The organism is Mesorhizobium sp. BH1-1-4 (assembly GCF_020165665.1).
Taxonomy (GTDB): domain Bacteria; phylum Pseudomonadota; class Alphaproteobacteria; order Rhizobiales; family Rhizobiaceae; genus Mesorhizobium.
The window spans coordinates 308,407-326,193 of record NZ_JAIUIN010000006.1 but is presented as its reverse complement, the minus strand read 5'-3'; the positions used below and the strand labels follow the sequence as shown (position 1 = coordinate 326,193).

The 17,787-nt window shown below is 62.7% G+C and carries 15 protein-coding genes; 5 read left to right on the top strand and 10 right to left on the bottom strand.

All coding sequences use genetic code 11. The features are described 5' to 3' along the window. The first annotated feature begins 174 nt into the window (after positions 1-174). Positions 175-417: a type II toxin-antitoxin system CcdA family antitoxin gene (locus LB569_RS14425; RefSeq protein WP_140702328.1), complete on the top strand. Its 243-nt coding sequence runs from the start codon at positions 175-177 to the stop codon at positions 415-417. Continuing rightward, positions 417-716 (top strand): CcdB family protein, encoded by a 300-nt coding sequence (locus tag LB569_RS14420; RefSeq protein ID WP_140702330.1) that lies wholly within the window; start codon positions 417-419, stop codon positions 714-716. The genes LB569_RS14425 and LB569_RS14420 overlap by 1 nt, the downstream gene beginning before the upstream one ends. 26 nt (positions 717-742) lie before the next feature. Here LB569_RS14420 and LB569_RS14415 read toward each other — a convergent pair whose 3' ends face one another. After that, positions 743-2,461: a hypothetical protein gene (locus LB569_RS14415; protein WP_224692889.1), complete on the bottom strand. Its 1,719-nt coding sequence runs from the start codon at positions 2,459-2,461 to the stop codon at positions 743-745. 75 nt (positions 2,462-2,536) lie between these two features. Continuing rightward, positions 2,537-3,835 carry an adenylosuccinate synthase gene (locus LB569_RS14410; RefSeq protein ID WP_224692888.1) on the bottom strand — a complete coding sequence of 433 codons (1,299 nt, stop codon included), beginning with the start codon at positions 3,833-3,835 and terminating at the stop codon, positions 2,537-2,539. A 211-nt stretch (positions 3,836-4,046) separates the two neighbouring features. Between LB569_RS14410 and LB569_RS14405 the strand changes: the two genes are divergently transcribed. Beyond that, positions 4,047-4,940 carry a DMT family transporter gene (locus LB569_RS14405; protein WP_224692887.1) on the top strand — a complete coding sequence of 298 codons (894 nt, stop codon included), beginning with the start codon at positions 4,047-4,049 and terminating at the stop codon, positions 4,938-4,940. A gap of 13 nt (positions 4,941-4,953) precedes the next feature. On the opposite strand, the gene LB569_RS14400 is transcribed toward LB569_RS14405, so the two are convergent. The 8 genes from LB569_RS14400 to glmM form a co-directional block, all read right to left on the bottom strand. Further along, on the bottom strand, positions 4,954-6,171 hold the full coding sequence (locus LB569_RS14400) for a cytochrome c (protein WP_224692886.1): 1,218 nt from the start codon (positions 6,169-6,171) through the stop codon (positions 4,954-4,956). Next, positions 6,168-7,934 carry a GMC family oxidoreductase gene (locus LB569_RS14395; RefSeq protein WP_224692885.1) on the bottom strand — a complete coding sequence of 589 codons (1,767 nt, stop codon included), beginning with the start codon at positions 7,932-7,934 and terminating at the stop codon, positions 6,168-6,170. Before LB569_RS14395 ends, LB569_RS14400 begins: the two co-directional genes overlap by 4 nt. A 2-nt stretch (positions 7,935-7,936) precedes the next feature. After that, positions 7,937-8,689, bottom strand: coding sequence for a gluconate 2-dehydrogenase subunit 3 family protein (locus tag LB569_RS14390; RefSeq protein WP_224692884.1), 753 nt, complete (start codon positions 8,687-8,689; stop codon positions 7,937-7,939). A 419-nt stretch (positions 8,690-9,108) separates the two neighbouring features. Continuing rightward, positions 9,109-10,710, bottom strand: a complete 1,602-nt coding sequence (gene serA, locus LB569_RS14385) for a phosphoglycerate dehydrogenase (RefSeq protein WP_224692883.1) — start codon at positions 10,708-10,710, stop codon at positions 9,109-9,111. Positions 10,711-10,774: 64 nt separating this feature from the next. Then, positions 10,775-11,950, bottom strand: a complete 1,176-nt coding sequence (locus tag LB569_RS14380) for a phosphoserine transaminase (RefSeq protein WP_224692882.1) — start codon at positions 11,948-11,950, stop codon at positions 10,775-10,777. Positions 11,951-12,187: 237 nt separating this feature from the next. Then, positions 12,188-13,045 (bottom strand): outer membrane protein, encoded by an 858-nt coding sequence (locus tag LB569_RS14375; protein ID WP_224692881.1) that lies wholly within the window; start codon positions 13,043-13,045, stop codon positions 12,188-12,190. Positions 13,046-13,248: 203 nt separating this feature from the next. Next, positions 13,249-14,109: an outer membrane protein gene (locus LB569_RS14370; protein WP_140702348.1), complete on the bottom strand. Its 861-nt coding sequence runs from the start codon at positions 14,107-14,109 to the stop codon at positions 13,249-13,251. A 237-nt stretch (positions 14,110-14,346) separates the two neighbouring features. After that, complete coding sequence (glmM, locus tag LB569_RS14365; protein ID WP_140702350.1) at positions 14,347-15,699, bottom strand: phosphoglucosamine mutase; 1,353 nt, start codon at positions 15,697-15,699, stop codon at positions 14,347-14,349. Positions 15,700-16,068: 369 nt separating this feature from the next. Between glmM and LB569_RS14360 the strand changes: the two genes are divergently transcribed. Beyond that, positions 16,069-16,908: a hypothetical protein gene (locus tag LB569_RS14360; RefSeq protein ID WP_140702352.1), complete on the top strand. Its 840-nt coding sequence runs from the start codon at positions 16,069-16,071 to the stop codon at positions 16,906-16,908. 224 nt (positions 16,909-17,132) lie between these two features. After that, a complete protein-coding gene (locus LB569_RS14355; protein WP_224692880.1) occupies positions 17,133-17,591 on the top strand; it encodes a hypothetical protein in 459 nt (152 codons plus the stop codon). The last annotated feature ends 196 nt before the right edge of the window (positions 17,592-17,787 follow it).

Genomic DNA, 17,787 nt, shown 5'->3' with positions numbered 1-17,787 from the left:
CCGATCGCGATCGACAACGATCTTTCGATTGAAGCCACAAACGGCGAAAGCTTGAACGCCCGAAAGGCTGGGAGCCGCAGCGAAGGCCCGACGCTCCGTCCGCAGCCAGAGTTGACTGATTATTGCCTCCGCACCGGAATGCGCATACATTATGCGCATGTTGCGGAGGCTATTATGCGTAAGATTGCCCTGAATGCGATCCGCCAACCGGCAAATCTGTCGATCGACTCTAACCTCATGAGGGAAGCCAAGGGGCTTGATGTGAATGTCTCGCGCGCCGCGGAAGCCGGTATCGCGGAAGCGGTGGCGGCCGAAAAAACGCGGTTATGGAAGCTTGAGAACCGTGCCACGATGGAGTCGTGGAACGACTACATCGACAAAAACGGAATCCCGTTGGAAGAGTACCGGCAGTTCTGATGCCCCGCTATGATGTCTTCGCCGGTCGCGTCGAAGGCAACTATTTGCTCGACGTTCAATCCGATCTGCTCGACAATTTCAGGACGCGCGTGGTCGTCCCGCTTCTGCCGGTCGCAACGGTGCCGCCGCCGATGCGAAAGCTTCATCCGATCTTTGACATCAACGGCCGGAAGCTGGTTATGGCGACACACCTGATTGCTACCGTTCCGGCAAGCGAATTGGGTGAAAGTCGGCTGAACTTGACGAAACATCACGATGACATCGTCGCCGCGCTCGACATGCTGTTCCAGGGCTTCTGATCGAAGGCGGCCGTTGCGCCGCCTGCTCAACCCGCCGTCTTCGCCTGCCAGGCCTTGATCGCCTCGTCGAACACTTTCTCGCCGGGAATGCCCTTTTCCATGGTCAGCAGCGCCCGCCGTCCGGTCTTGTAGACGACCGGCACGTCGATCCAGTCCTGGCCGCGCAACAGGGTCATATTGGCGTCTTCGTCGGCCTTGGTGTCGTTGAGCGCGACGAGGAAGAAACCGTCGGCGATCTTGGCCGGAATGCCGATCAAGGGGCTGCCGGCGTCCTGTTCCGAACTCTTCATGGCGACGCGCAATATGTTGTCGACGCCGCCGCCCTCGAAGCCGTCGGGCGTCAGGAAGATCATCTCGATGATGTGGCTGGCCGGCAAGGTCTGGTCGGTGTTGCGGCGGATGGTCATGCGCAGCTGGATGTCCTTGCCGGGAATGGTCGCCTCGGCGCGGATCGCCGGCTCTGGCGGCAGGTCGCCGCCGGGCGATTCCTGCACCAGCGACCAGACGATGTTGCCGGGCTCGGCCGAACCTTGGGCGGTGCTGGTGCGCTCCTCATAGAAGATTGCCTTCTGGCCGACCGGAACCGAGGCTGGAGCCACGGCCGGAGCCGCCGGCGTGGCACCTGCCGGCGCGGGCGGCGGTGTGGCGGCCGCATCGGCCGGTGCCGCGGGCGCGGCTCCGGCGGCGGGCGGTGTCGCCGGCGTGGCGCCTGGCGCGGGCGTGGTCGCGGTCGGCCTGCCTGCCGCGGGCGTATCGGCCGGTGCCGGAACCGCCGGCGCCGCGGTGGCCGGCGCATTCGTTGCCGTTGGCGGCGTCGTCAGCGCGGCGACGGATTCACCCTCGCCTATGCCGCTTTGTCCACCGGCCGGGCCGGGATCGGTTTCGCCACCCTCGGGCGTCAGCCGCTGCGTGAATTTCGTGCCTTCGGCACCCGCGGGCGCCGGTGGCGTCGCCGCCGCATCGGTCGCGGGCTTGGCCGGCGCCGGTTTCACCGGTTCGACCTTGGCGACAACCTTGCTGTCGCCCAGGCCCAGCATCTTGCCGAAGGCGTCCTTGTTCAGCCAGATACCGTAACCGCCGCCGGCAACGACCAGCAGCGCGACGGCGGCGGCGATCAACCCGCCATAGCCGCGCTTGCGTTCGGCCGGGCGCAAACGCTCGAAAGTGTCGGTGCCCGCCGGCCTTTCGTCATTGGCAAAGACGTCGTCCTGGTCGTCCTCCCGATCCGTTTCCATCCCCGCCAAGGGCTTTTCCGAAAAGTCCGGAACGGGCTGCACCGGCGTCGGCCTTTGCCAGCCCGGTTCGGCCTTGGCGGCTGGAGCGGGACGGTAGGGTTCGGGGTTCGCCACGGGCTGCGCCGGCTTGTACGGCTCTGGCCTGGCCGGGGCAGGGGCGGGCCGATACGGAGACGGCGCGGGAATGGCGGCAGCCTCCGCCTTCACTGGCTGCTTGGTGTGGTTCGACTGGTTCTTGTTACGGTCGATGGAGGAAAAGATGTGCTCCAGCTCCGCGAGCGGATCCGTTTCCGGCACAGCCTTGGCATAGTCCCGTTCGACGCCTGCGATAGCGTCCTCCAGCGAGCGTTTCTGCCTGTCTATGGCCTCGGGAGCCATCGGCGGCGAATATTCCGCAAGCTTCTTGGCCAGCATGGAACGAACGCTGCTATAGATGCGCGCACGCTTCTCGGGCGTCTCGTCGCCGTGCTTCTCGAAGGCGTTTTTCAGAACAGCAACGAAATCTGCCATGCTTCAGTCGACCTGTATTTTGCTTCCGCGCCGGCCCCCGCAAATCAGCCGCGATGCCCGGAAAGGCTTCAGAAACTAGTCTTGAAACGGATCGGTCACAAGTATCGTGTCGTCCCGTTCCGGACTGGTGGAAAGGAGTGCCACCGGCGCGCCGATCAGCTCCTCGATGTATCGGACATACTTGACCGCCTGCGCCGGCAGATCGTTCCAGCTGCGTGCGCCGGCGGTGGTGCCTTTCCAGCCTTCCAGCGTCTCGTAGATGGGTTCCACGCGGGCCTGCGCGCCCTGGCTTGCCGGCAGGTAGTCGATCGTCTCGCCATCGAGCCTGTAGCCGGTACAGACCTTGATCTCGTCCAGCCCGTCGAGCACGTCGAGCTTGGTCAGCGCGATGCCCTTGATGCCGTTGACGGCGACAGCCTGGCGCACCAGCACCGCGTCGAACCAGCCGCAACGGCGCTTGCGCCCGGTGACGACGCCGAATTCATGGCCGCGCGTGCCGAGGAACTCGCCGATCTCGTTCTTCTGCTCGGTCGGGAACGGGCCTTCACCGACGCGCGTCGTATAGGCCTTGGTTATTCCCAGGACATAGCCGATGGTCCCGGGGCCGACACCGGAGCCGGCGGCGGCCTGGCCGGCGACCGTGTTCGACGAGGTTACGAACGGATAGGTGCCGTGGTCGATGTCGAGCAGCGTGCCTTGCGCGCCTTCGAATAGGATGCGCTCGCCGGCGCGGCGCTTGTCGTCTAGCACCTTCCAGACACGGTCCATATAGGGCAGGATCTCGTTCGCGACCGTGGTCAATTCCTGCATGATCGCATCATGCGTGACTTCGTCATGGCCAAGCCCGCGACGCAGCGCATTGTGGTGCGTCAGCAGCCTGTCGACCTTCAAGGGAAGCGTTTCCAAATCCGCCAGATCCATCACCCGCACCGCGCGCCGACCCACCTTGTCCTCATAGGCCGGACCAATGCCCCGGCGGGTCGTGCCAATCTTTGTTCCGGAATTTGAAGCGGCATCCTCGCGGAACCCGTCCAGCTCCCGGTGTACGGACAAGATAAGCGCCGTGTTTTCGGCTATTTTCAGGCGATCCGGCGTCACGTCCACGCCCTGCGATTTGAGTTTTTGCACTTCGGCGACGAAAGCATGCGGATCGAAGACCACTCCATTGCCGATGATGGACAGCTTGCCTTCCCGCACGACGCCCGAAGGCAAGAGCGAAAGCTTGTAGATCTTGCCGTCGACGACCAGCGTGTGGCCGGCATTGTGGCCGCCCTGGAAACGCACCACGACATCGGCGCGCTCCGACAGCCAGTCGACGATCTTGCCCTTGCCCTCGTCGCCCCACTGCGAGCCGACGACCACCACATTGGCCATGTTTCTTTTCCCTTGAGACGCCGCAGCGCGGCTTGGATATGGTTCGAAACGACAGGCCTCTATAGCGTCAAGACCTCGCGAGTGCGACCTTTCTTTGGCGCCGAAAATGCCCTGAGGCACAACAATTTTCGGCTTTGACATCATTTACTTGGGCCGACGGGGGCAATAGGCCGGCAAACACTGCGGCCCATGCCGCGGCCGGAAGCCCGCCATGCATCGAAACGCCTACATGTTCCTGTTGCTCACCACCTTGTTGTGGGGCGGCAATTCTGTGGCCGGCAAGCTGGCGGTCGGCCACGTCTCGCCGATGACGCTCGTCTTTCTGCGCTGGATGCTGGCCGTGGCGATCCTGCTGCCGATCGGCTGGCGCACGATCCAGGAGGATTGGCCTGCCGTGCGCAGGCACTGGCTGGTTCTGGCTGCACTGGGCGCCAGCGGCTTCACGCTGTTCAACACGATCTTCTACACCGCGCTCAATTACACCACCGCGATCAATGTCTCGATCGAACAGGCGGCGATGCCGATCCTGATCATGACCGCCAATTTCATTTTCTTCCGCCTGCGCGTGAACTGGGCGCAGATCGCCGGCGTGGTGCTGACTATCCTCGGCGTCATCCTGACGGCCTGTCATGGCGATCCGCGCCGGCTGCTGACGCTGGAGCTCAATTTCGGCGACGCCATCATGCTGGTCGCGGTCGTCCTCTACAGCGGCTATTCGGTCGGATTGCGGCTGAAGCCGGCGATGCGCTGGCAGAGCCTGATGCTGGCCATGTCCTTCGCGGCACTCATCACCTCGCTGCCCTTTTTCCTGTGGGAAGCCGCCGCCGGCAAGGTGATCGTGCCCGATGCGCGCGGCTGGGCTGTCATCGTCTACACGGCGATCGGCGCCTCGGTGATCTCGCAGATAACCTATATCAGGGGCAACGAGTTCATCGGCGCCAACCGCGCCGGCCTGTTCATCAATCTGGTGCCGATCTTCGGCACGCTGCTTTCGGTGCTGATCGTCGGCGAGACGTTCCAGCTCTATCAGGCGCTGGCGCTCGTCCTCGTTCTGGGCGGCATCGGGCTCGCCGAATACAGCGGGCGCGGGACCTCCCGCCTCTGACGGCGCGCCGAAATTACGGTACCAATTCCTTGCGCACCGCCGCGATATCGTCGGGCGAGACTGCCGGAGCGGAATTGCCCCAGCTGCCGCGCACATAGGTCAGCACGTCGGCGATTTCCTGGTCCTTCAGCCGCCATGCCAGCGAGGGCATCGAAGGCGTCGTCGGCGCGCCGGCCGTGTGCACCGCCTGGCTTCCGGCGAGAACGACGCGGGCTAGCGTTTCGGGATTGCCTTGGGCGACGATGGAATTGCCGACCAGCGTCGGGAACAACGCCCCGGCCCCGGCGCCATCGCCGCCATGGCAGGCCGAACAATTGTCGTGGTAGATCGCCTCGCCGGCCACCATCCGCGCCGCGTCGGGTTTGGGCGCCTGCGCATTGCCGGTGTCCGACCCAAGGCTCTTGAGATAGACGGCGACGGCCTTGAGATCGGGATCCGTCATCTTCGAGGTCGAGTTCTCGATCGCCTCGGCCATCGGACCGGACGCGATCGAATGCGCATTGACGCCGGCCTTGAGGTAAGCGACCACATCCTCTTGCGACCATTTGCCAAGGCCGGATTGTGCATTGTTGGTGATGTCGGGAGCGAACCAGCCCTGCAGCGACGCCCCTTGCAGGAAGCTGGAGTCCTGATCGGCGCCCAGGAAGGATTTGGGCGTGTGGCAGGTGCCGCAGTGCCCGGCGCCCTGGACGATATAGGCCCCGCGATTCCACTCCGCCGACTTGGAGGGATCGGCCTTGAAGCTTGCCTCGCTGAAGTTCAGCAGGTTCCAGCCCCACATCGACAGCCGGATGTTCAGGGGAAACGGCAACTGGTTGGCCTCGACCTTGTTCGAGACCGGCTCGACCGTGGTGAGGTATGCCCAGAGGTCGGAAATGTCCTGCTCGGTCATCTTGGTATAGGCGGGGTAGGGCATGGCGGGATAGAGCCGCACGCCATCGTGGCCGACGCCGGTCTTCATCATGTTGCGGAAATCGATCTCTGACCAATTGCCGATGCCCGTCTCGTGGTCCGGCGTTATGTTGGGCGGCACCAGCGCGCCGAAAGGCGTTTCGAGCGGCAGGCCACCGGCCAACGGCTTGCCGCCCGGCCTCGTATGACAACCCGCGCAATCGCCGAGCACGGCCTGGTATTGGCCGCGGATGATCTGGTCGGCCTGGTCGGCGGCAAGTGCCGGCGTGATCGCCAGCAGGGCCGCGCCGGCGTAGAGTGACGCTGCGAGCGCCTTCATGCCTGCACCAGCGGCGCGCCGGGATTGCGCAAATAGTGATTGCGGATGGCGTCAGCAGCGCGATAGGCGAGCGCGCCGACCGTTCCCGTCGGATTCTTGCCGGCATTCTGCGGAAAGGCCGAGGCGCCGATGACGAAGACGTTGGGCACATCCCAGCTTTGCAGGAAGCTGTTGACCGCGCTCTTCTTCGGGTCCGTTCCCATGATGGCGCCGCCGGTATTGTGGGTGCTTTGATAGGGGACGCTGTCCCATCCCTTCTTGCGGCGGCCGACATTGTACTGCTTGCCGCCAAGCGTCTTGGCGATCTCCTCCATCCGGTCGCAGAGATAGTTCGACATCCTGATATCGTTGTCTGGAAAATCGAAGGTCATGCGCATCAGCGGCCGGCCGAAGCGATCCTTGTAGGTCGGGTCGAGGTCGAGATAGTTGGTGCGCGTCGCGTAGCTGCTGCCCTGCGAGGAGAAGCCGAGCGTGCTTTTGTAGCCCGCGACGGTCGCCTTCTTCCAGGCGCTGCCCCATTTCGGCGTGCCGGGCAGCGTCGGCCTTGTCCCGATCGGACGTCCATTGGTGGGGATGCAGTTGATGCCCGCGCCGCCGACGAAATCGAGCCCGCCATGATCGAAGGCGTCGCCATTATAGTCGTCGATCGTCTGGCCAAGCGCGCCCGCGGCAATGAACGGATTGAAGTTCTTGTCATCGAAGAACACCTGCACGCCGGCATTGGTCTGGTAGCAATAATTGCGCCCGACTGTGCCCTCGCCGGTGACGGGATCGTAGATCTTGCCGATGCCCGACAGCATCATCAGCCGGGCATTGTGCAGGCCGTAGGCGCACAGCAGCACGAGATCGGCCGGCTGGAAGAATTCCTGTCCCGACGTATCGACATAGGTGACACCCCGCGCGGACTTGCCGCCGGCGGCGAGATCGACATGCAGCACCTCGCTGTCGGTCCGGACCTCGAAATTGGCCTTCTTCATCAGGACGGGAAGGATGGTGGTCTGGGCGCTCGACTTGGAATAATTGGCGCAGCCGAACCGCTCGCAGAATCCACAATAGGTGCACTGCCCCATGGTGATACCGAGCGGATTGACATAGGTCCGCGACATGTTGGCCGACGGTGTCGGGAACGGGTGCAATCCCATGGACCGGCCGGCATTGGCGAACAGGGTCGGCGCGTAGGTCATCTCCATCGGCGGGTTCGGATAATCCCGGGACCGCGGATCCTCGAACGGGTTGCCGCCTTCCTGTATCTGCCCCTTGATGTTGCCGGCCTTGCCCGAGATGCCCGCCAGATATTCGAACTGGTCGTAATAGGGCTCCATCTCGGTGCCGGTCACGCCCCAGTCCTCGACCTGGAGATCGGCGATCCGCGCCGCGCCATACCTCTTGGTGAGGTTGGTCTTGATCTGGAAATCCGAATCCCAGAACCGCCAGGTGTGGCCGTTCCAATGGACGCCTGCGCCGCCGACGCCGTTGCCGGGCAGGAACGAGCCGAAATCGCGCATCGGCAGCGCCGTCTGCGAAGGGTCGTTGCGCATCGTCAGAGTTTCGACGGCGGGCTGCAGGAACAGGTCGCGCCGCACGCTGTAGCGCAGTTCGTCCTGAGCGTAGCCGATGTTGAAATCGGTTGCCGTGTCGCGCCAGGGGCCACGCTCGATGGCCAGCACGTCCAGGCCCTGATCGGTCAGTTCATGCGCAAGGATGGACCCAGTCCAGCCGAGGCCAACGATCACGACGTCCTTGCGGGGCAGTATCGTCGTCATGGTCAGCTCCTTTTCACCAGCCATTCCGGGCTGCCCTCGATAGAGACGGGCGGCCTCGGATAGGGTTGATTGTGCTTGCTGACGTGGTCCCGGTAGTCATAGCGCGCGCCGGGAAAACCGAGCATGCGCCACGAGACCATGTCCTTGTTTCCGCCATAGACCGGATCGGCGAAGAACCCTTCCATGGTGTTCTGCAGCAGAAGCCCGAAGAAGCCGGCGGCCTTGACGCCACCGGGCAATTCGACCTTTCCGGCTTCCATGGCGGTCAGGAACGCATCCTGGTCGGCCGGCTGGAGCTCGACGAATGTCTTGCCGTCGCGCTGCTTCAGGAAAGCGTCGATGGCGGCAAGGCCCGAGCGATAGCGTTGGGCCGGGTTCGCCTCGCCCTGATATCCCTGCGTGGGCAATCCCGGCAGGAACGGTCCTTTCGTGTAGAGCCGGCTCGACGTTCCGAACGCGCCCGTCAACTGACGGTCTATATAGACGGCGCAGCCAGCCTCCTTGCCGCCCATCGACAGGTCGTCGGCGGGAATGATGCGGTCGACGATGGCTTCGACCAGGGCGGCTTCCTGCGGCGTGAAGAACTGCCAGCCGCCTGACACGACCTGCACCGGCGGATCGGACGACAGCGGCGCCCAAGGCAGCGAGCCCGACAAGGATCGGGCAAAGCTTGCCGATGTTGCCGTGACCGTAAACATCGCAACCGAAGACAGAAAAAGACGCCGGCTCAGGCGGACAGTATTATAACGATCCATCGAAGGCACTCCGACAGTAACAGACACGCGCCACGGAACACGCACAAATCATGACCAAACTAGTTGGGTTTAAGTCATGCCCATCCATTGGAGTCAGCGTGCGGAAAGAAACCGCCATCGTCAAGCAGATCACGAAATCGTTAGATTAGGCCAAGCCGTCTGCTTATCGCCGTCCGCTAATGTATTGGCGACTAAACGATATAATCTTATTCGATGGAGGCAAAGGGGACCGTCGGCCGCCGCTCCGGCGATAGCCGAATTGACCGGGATACGACAGGCCAACCATCCGTTGCGCGCGGCGTCTGGCTGCGACGGCGCAATCCGCCGGATGGTGTCGGCGCTGATGGAAACGCCCCGCTTGCATGCCTGCAAACGGGGCGTCGTAAATGGTCGCTTGTCGCCCGTGATAGGTGCGGGGATTAGATCCCGCCGACGTCGAACTGCAGCCGCTTTGCCGAGTCGATCGACTTGTGGTCCCGCACCTGCGCCAGCACCTTTTCCGGGAACGGCGCGTCGAGATAGAGCAGCGCGATGGCGTCGCCGCCCGGCCGGTTGCGGCCAAGCTGGAAGTTGGCGATGTTGACATCGTTCTCGCCGCACACCGTGCCGAGCAGGCCGATGATGCCGGGCGCATCGGCGTTGGTCGTATACAACATGTGCTGGCCGACTTCGGCGTCGAGATTGATGCCCTTGATCTGGATGAAGCGCGGCTTGCCGTCGGAGAAGCAGGTGCCGGCGATCGAGCGGGTCATATGCTCGGTCTTGACGGTCAGCTTGATATAGCCGTCGAACACGCCCGACTTGTCGCGCTTGACCTCGGCGACAATGATGCCGCGCTCCTTCACCATGATCGGCGCCGACACCATGTTGACGTCGGCGACCTGCGGGCGGATCAGTCCGGCAAGCGCGGCACTGATCAGCGCGCGCGTGTTCATCGTCGCGGTCGAACCATCGAACAGGATCTCGACCTCGCTGATCGGATCGTCGGTGACCTGGCCGACGAAGGCGCCCAGCACTTCGGCGAGCTTCACGAACGGCTTCAGCCGCGGCGCTTCTTCCGCCGTGATCGACGGCATGTTGATGGCGTTGGAGACGGCGCCCTTGATCAGGTAGTCGGCCATCTGCTCGGCGACCTGCAGCGCGACATTCTCCTGCGCCTCCGCCGTCGAGGCGCCAAGATGTGGTGTCGCCACCACGTTCTCCATGCCGAACAGCGCATTCTGCTCGGCCGGCTCGACCTCGAACACGTCGATGCCGGCGCCCGCCACCTTGCCGCTCTTCAGCGCCGCGACGAGGTCGGCCTCGACCACCAGCCCGCCGCGAGCGCAATTGATGATGCGCACGCCCTTCTTCATCTTGGCGATCGCCGCCGCGTCTATGATGTTGCGCGTCTTGTCGGTCAGCGGCGTGTGGAGCGTGATGAAGTCCGCACGGGCGAAGAGTTCGTCCAGTTCGACCTTGTCGACGCCGAGTTCCTCGGCGCGCTTGTCCGACAGGAACGGGTCGAAGGCGACGACATGCATCTTGAGCCCGACGCCGCGTGTGGCGACGATCGAACCGATATTGCCGCAGCCGATGACGCCCAAGGTCTTGCCGGTGATCTCGACGCCCATGAAGCGGTTCTTCTCCCATTTGCCGGCATGGGTCGAAGCATTGGCTTCCGGGATCTGGCGGGCGAGCGCGAAGATCATCGCCACCGCGTGTTCGGCCGTCGTGATCGAATTGCCGAAGGGCGTGTTCATCACGATGATGCCCTTGCGGCTCGCCGCCGGGATATCGACATTGTCGACGCCGATGCCGGCGCGGCCGATGACCTTGAGATTGGTTGCGGCGTTGATCAGCTTCTCGGTGACCTTGGTCGCCGAGCGGATGGCGAGGCCATCATACTGGCCGATCACTTCAAGCAGCTTTTCCTTGTCCTTGCCGAGATCGGGCAGATAATCGACTTCGACGCCGCGATCCTTGAAGATCTGCACGGCGGTAGGTGAGAGTTTGTCAGAAACGAGAACGCGGGGCACCATGGCGGCCTCCTTGAAAAATGGGATTGATCCGGAAATGGGCGGCCCGCGGGCCGCCACAGGATTCTCAGGCAGCCGCTTTCAGCGACGCCTTCTGGCTGGCAAAGGCCCAGTCGAGCCAGGGCAGCAGCGCCTCGAGATCGGAGGTCTCGACGGTTGCGCCGCACCAGATGCGCAATCCCGGTGGGGCGTCGCGGTAGGAACCGATGTCGTAGGCGACGCCTTCCTTGTCGAGCGTCGAGACAAGCCCCTTGGCGAACGCCGCCTGCCCGTCGGCGTCGAGCGCCGCGATATCCGGGTCGCTGAAGGACAGGCAGACCGACGTGTTCGAGCGCGTCGCCGGCGCGGCGGCGAGATGGCCGAGCCAGGATGAGTCCTCCACGAACCGGTCGAGAACCGCGGCATTGGCATCTGCCCGGGCGACCAGCGCATCGAGCCCGCCGATCGACTTCGCCCAATTGAGCGCGTCGAGATAGTCCTCCACGCACAGCATCGACGGCGTGTTGATGGTTTCGCCCTTGAAGATGCCCTCGATCAGCTTGCCGCCCGAGGTCAGGCGGAAGATTTTCGGCAGCGGCCATGCGGGCTTGTAGCTCTCCAGCCGTGCGACGGCACGTGGGCTGAGGATCAGCATGCCATGCGCGCCCTCGCCGCCCAGCACCTTCTGCCAGGAGAAGGTCACGACATCGAGCTTCTCGAAATCGAGCCTCTGCGCGAAGGCGGCCGACGTCGCATCGCAGATGGTCAGGCCCTTGCGATCCGCCGGGATGAAATCGCCGTCCGGCACGCGCACGCCCGAGGTCGTGCCGTTCCAGGTGAAGACCACGTCACGGTCGAAATCGATCTTGGTCAGATCGGGCAGCGCGCCATAGCCGGCCTCGATCTTTCTGGTATCGGCGAGTTTCAGCTGCTTGACCACATCGGTGACCCAGCCGGAGCCGAAGCTTTCCCAGGCGACCATGTCGACGCCGCGCTCGCCGAGCAGCGACCACAGCGCCATCTCGACAGCACCTGTGTCCGAGGCCGGCACGATACCGATGCGGTAGTCCTGGGGAACCTTGAGAATCTCGCGCGTCAGCTCGATCGCCTGCTCGAGCTTGGTCTTGCCGATCTTGGCGCGGTGGGAACGGCCAAGCGCGGCGGATTTCAGCGCCTCGACCGACCAGCCGGGGCGTTTTGCGCAGGGACCTGAGGAAAAATTGGGATTTGCCGGACGGAGTCCGGGCTTCGCATGCGTCGTCATCGTGGTCTATCCTTCCAGATAGTGGCCCCTCGTTGGGGAGGGGTGGCCCACGGACGGCGATATGCGTTCAGGCCTCGGGCGTCAAGAGGAAAGTTTTTGTCGCTGGCAGGATACCAGATGCACGTCGCCCAAAGTGCACAGCGGTTTTGGCGAACGGCGCGCTATCAGGATCTCGCGCTTTCAAACGCAAACGGCGGACCACAGGATCCGCCGCCAAAGTCCCGGTCTTTGCCAAGCCTACCAGAGATCGTAGCGCAGCCCGAGCTTGACCGTCTGGTAGTCGATGCCCTTGTGAATGTTGAAGGCGCCATTGTCATAAGCGACATATCTGCCGTCCGGCACCGAGAAATACTCATAGCCCAGATCGACGGAAACGTTCTTGGTAACCTGGTAAGATAGCCCGGCGCCAATCGAGTAAGCGAAGTTGAATTTGGCAGCCGTATCGGTTTGGCCATCATACCCTGCAGGGTCATTACAGAAAAACCCGCCCGTTCCGGCAGAATTTACCGGCGTTTCCACACAATCCTTCGCGCCAATGCTCTTATAATATTTGTTGTAGGCAAGGCCGATACCACCGCCAATATACGGAGTGATCCCAACATAAGTGCCGAGATCGACATAGCCATTGGCCATGACGCTGTAAGCTTTGTTGCTGCCGTTGTCGAACTGATCGCATGGCTGCGATGCGGGCGCGGAATTGATGGTTCCGAAACCGTCATCTACGAGCGTCGTGCCTTTACAAGTGGTGGCAAGCTTCTGATGATCCGCGAATTTATTGGTCGGCAGGATCCCGCCATTCAGTTCCACCCGAAGATAGTCGTTGACGTGATAGCCCATGCCGACGCTGCCCGTAAAAAGGCTGCTCTCGGACGTAAAGCTGTTCAGGGGCCCGCTCGAGACCTCCTCGTGATCGAATGGGTGGCTGAACGCGTAGCCGACGTCGCCGCGCAAGTACCAACCCGAGCCAACCTCGACCGGCACATAGTCCGGCGCCTGGTCGACATAGATCGGCGGATCGTAGTCGGCGCCGAGGGCAGGCGTCAGCGGCAACAGGAATGCGGCAAGCGCCAGCGCCATACGCGATGTTGATATCATGGTCCCCGGCTCCCGAATTCGGCGCGTCGCACATGTTGACAGCGCCATCGTTTCAGGAAGCATTGTTAACCATAGTGGTTAAGTCACGGTTAAGGCTAACAGAGGGTTAGCGAATGATTTCGAACGGGCTGACTTCGATCATCTCAAACGAAAACCGCCCGGCTGATGCCGGGCGGTCGACGAATTCTGGAAGTCCGAGGCGGTTACTTGGTGTAGATCGGCTCGGGTTCCGGCTGGTAGGCCACCACAGGTGCGGCGCAACCATTGTTGCCGCCGAACTGGTAGCGCAGGCCGCCGCGCACCTCGTGGGTGTTGAAGCCATGGTCGAAGCCCGGCCCGGCGCCCGGCGTGGCGCCGGCTGGACCATATTCGAACATGCGACCGCCCTGGATATGGGAGAAGCGGTAGCCGGCATCGAGGATGACTTTGTCGGTGAGGCAGTAGGAAGCACCGGCCATGACCGCATAGGCGAAGCGCCAGCTGGATGTTCCCGGGTTGGACTCGGTAGCGCCCGGCGTCGGGTCGTAGACAGTATCCCACTTGACGCGCGCGCCACCGATACCGGCGCCAACATAAGGCGTGATGCCGTGCCAGGTGCCGATATCGACATAGGCATTGGCGAGCAGCAGCAAGGCGCTCATCTTCGACGATTCGACCGAGGTCGTGGTAGCATCCGAAGTGCCGCCGCTAAAGTTCGACTTGAACCAGTAGTCGGCGGTCAGGTCGGTGCGGAAGTGTTCGTTGATCTTGTAGCCGACGCCGGCGCCGAGCGAGAATCCGCCCTTGAGCTTGCCATAGTCGAAGGACTTGCTGCCGGCGACCCCGACAGGAGGTCCGCACGGGCAAGGGTCGGCTCCGTAAGTGATGTAGTCGATGTCGCCCACCTTCGACTTGTGGTAGTCGATGTCGCCACGGATATACCAGCCGCCAACGTCGACCGGTTGCTCGTAGACCGGCGGCGGTGCCTCTTCGACCTGCGGCTCGGGCAGGTCGGCTGCGAACACTGGCCAGGCCAGGCCCGCGAACAGCAGCGCGAACAGGGCCTTTCTTGCTGTATTGAACATGCTTGTCACCCCTAGAAATCCTCGGAACGCCGATCGTGTCCGAATGAGATTGGCTTTCAGGCGTGGATAATGAATTGCAAAAGTTAAAAGGCGTTTAACCCTGTCGATTAACCACGAATCTCTAAAATCCGAGCGATTCGGCGATGATTTCGACAGAACTTAACCGATTCCGCGGCCAACAAAAAAGCCCGCCGAGGGGCGAGCTTTCGATGCGTTGTCTTCCAGGCGGAGCGCAGATCAGGCGGCGCTGCGGGTTTCCGAAATGACCTCGACGATATCGTTGACGACCGCTTCGACCAGTTGCGGATCGTCACCCTCGGCCATGACACGGATCAGCGGTTCGGTGCCGGATGGACGGATGACGAGGCGCCCCGCCTTGCCGAGGCGATTGCGGGCATCCTCGATCGCGGCCTTGACCGGGGCTTCCTCCAACGGCTTGCCGCCGGCGATGCGAACGTTCTTCAACAATTGCGGCACCGGCTCGAACTTCCTCGACAGTTCGCTCACCGGGCGGCCCTGCCGCTTGATGCAGGCCAGCACCTGCAGCGCCGAGACCAGGCCGTCGCCGGTCGTCGAGAAATCGGACAGAACGATGTGGCCCGACTGCTCGCCGCCGACATTGAGCCCATGCGCGCGCATATGCTCCACGACATAGCGGTCGCCGACCTTGGTGCGGTGCAATTGCAACTTCATGTCGCCGAGGAAGCGTTCGAGGCCGAGATTGGACATGACGGTCGAAACGACGCCACCGCCGGCCAGCCGCCCGCTCTGGTGCCAGGACTCGGCAATAAGCGCCATGATCTGGTCGCCATCGACGATGGCACCGTTCTCGTCGACGATGACGACACGGTCGGCGTCGCCGTCGAGCGCGATGCCGATGTCGGCGCGCACTTCATGCACCTTCTTCTGCAGCCCGGCCGGATGGGTCGAGCCGCATTCCCTGTTGATGTTGAAGCCGTTGGGTTCGACATTGATGGCCACGACCTCGGCGCCGAGTTCCCACAACGCCTCGGGCGCCACCTTGTAGGCAGCACCGTTGGCGCAATCGACGACGATCCGCAGACCCGAAAGCGACATCGAGCGCGGCAGCGTGCGCTTGGCGAATTCGATATAGCGGTCATGCACGCCGTCGACGCGCTTGGCGCGGCCAAGTCCGTCGGAATCGGCGAGCGCCAGTTCGATATCCTTGTCGAGCATGCTTTCGATGCGTTCTTCGATCTCGTCGGAGAGCTTGTAACCATCCGGCCCGAACAGCTTGATGCCGTTGTCGTAGTAGGGGTTGTGCGAGGCCGAGATCATGACGCCGATGTCGGCGCGCAGCGAGCGTACCAGCATGGCCACCGCCGGGGTCGGGATGGGGCCGAGCAGGAACACGTCCATGCCGGCGGCGCAAAGGCCGGCCACCATCGCGTTTTCGATCATATAGCCGGAAAGCCTGGTGTCCTTGCCGAGCACGACACGATGGCGGTGGCTGCCGCGCTGGAACGAGAGGCCGGCGGCCATGCCGACCCGCATCGCGATTTCGGCGGTCATCGGAAACTTGTTGGCGCGCCCGCGAATGCCGTCCGTGCCGAAGTAATTCCCTGCCATGCTAGCCAGTATCCCTGATTGTCCTTAGCCGGCACGTCATGCCACAATTGGCCGTCGCGCCTCGATCACATTGTGTGATTATATGTTACCAATCCTTAGAAAATCATTGTTGTGCGCTGCACACAACATGGCCACCGCCTAGCATGGGAACACTGTTGCGCCACAATATACCAGTTTTGCGAGCCATTCGGCGCAGATGCACCCTGAAAATTCTTGTCACGTCGGCGCTGACGCTCAATGATTTCATCACCTTGTCGTTAGAACGCGACTTTCGGCGATATATAAGCCACCTGGCATCTGGCGCAACCGATCGTTGAGCGTTATTGATTCGCTGGGACGTATAATGGGCTGCAGCAACGGAGAAACGCTATGCTCATCCACCGACTTGCCACTCTGACCGGCCTTGCGGTCGCGACGTTGTTCCTGGCCGCGCCAGCCAATGCGCTGACGATGGCCGAGTGCAGCACGAAGTATAACGCCGCCAAGGACGCGGGGACACTTGCCGGGGCGACCTGGAACCAGTTCCGCAAGGCGCAATGCGGTACCGACGCCGCAGCCACCACGGACACCAAGGCGGCCACGACCAAAGCCGCCGAGACGAAGCCGGCCAAGACGACCAAGGCCGCGGCCGCCGCCGATGACGGCGCTGCCAAAGGGCTGACCGCCAAGGAATGCAGCACCAAATACCAGGCGGCCAAGGCCGCGGGCACGCTGAACGGCATGAAGTGGAACGACTTCCGCAAGACCGAATGCGCCGCTGGCGCATCCGCTGCAGCAACCACCACCAAGCCGGCCACCACCAAGGCGGCTGCCGCTCCGGCGGATGGCGGCAAAGGGCTGACCATGGCCGAATGCAGCACCAAGTACCAGGCGGCCAAGACGGCAAACACGTTGAAGGGCCAGAAGTGGAACGACTTCCGCAAGGCCGAATGCGGCGCCGGCGCGTCCGACGATGACAGCGTGCCTGCCCCCAGCGAGGCGACCTACACCAAGGAGCCGGCAAAGCCGACGACGGTTGCACCCAAGGGCGTCACTTTCCCCTCCGCGATCTCGGCGAAATATGCCAGCGAGACCCCCGGAAAGGGCCGCATGCATACCTGCCTCGACCAATACTACGTCCTCAAGGACGCCAACGCGCTCGGCGGCCTGAAGTGGATCCAGAAGGGCGGCGGTTTCTACAGCCTTTGCAACGCCAAGCTGAAGGGCTGACCGCCTAGCCACATTCTCCAAACAAAGGCCCGCGCATCGCAAGATGCGCGGGCCTTTTTTGTTGCGCGCTAAAGCGCCTGCGGCCTTGCTCGCATCAGCCTACCGGGGAAGGGTCGGCATCATCAATTCGCCCACGCCGATAACTCGCAAAGATTCTGATTGAACATATCAAGAACAAACAGTATACAAAAAGACGTCTGCTTGTTACCAACCAGGAGGGTTTTATGCGCGGTTTGAAATTGGCGGTATTGGCTGTGATGGCATCGGTTGCTTGGAGCGTCGCGCCGGCAAGCGCCCTGACGATGAAGGAATGCGGAGAGACCTATCGAGCAGCCAAGGAAGGCGGCACCCTGAACGGCATGGACTGGTCCGCTTTCCGCAAGGAGAAATGCGCGACATCAGCTACGGAAGGTGCCAGCGCGGATACGGTCAAACCCGAGCCGCAGCCGACAAAGGAAGCCAGCGCGGCGGTCGCTCCCACTGTAGCCCCGGCGGGCGTGACATTCCCGACCACCCTTGCCGCCGAGTTCAAGGCCGAAAAGCCCGCGAAGGCGCGGATGAAGACCTGCCTGCAGGGTTACCACGGCAACAAGGAGGCGGGGACGTTGAACGGCCTTCGCTGGATCCAGAAGGGCGGCGGCTATTACAGCCTTTGCAATACGCGGCTTAAAGCTGAATCATAAAAATCGAATACGGCGGATAAAGCGGTCACCGTTTTCCGCGGACGTTGGACCTTCATCCTCGGGCTTGTCCCGAGGATCTGCTGTCGCGGGCGACATCTGGGCGCCGGATATGAGTTTGAAAACCGCCAACTCGGTTGCGTTGGCAGGTCCTCGGGACAAGCCCGAGGATGGCGCTCCAACGTACGTCCGGCCGGCT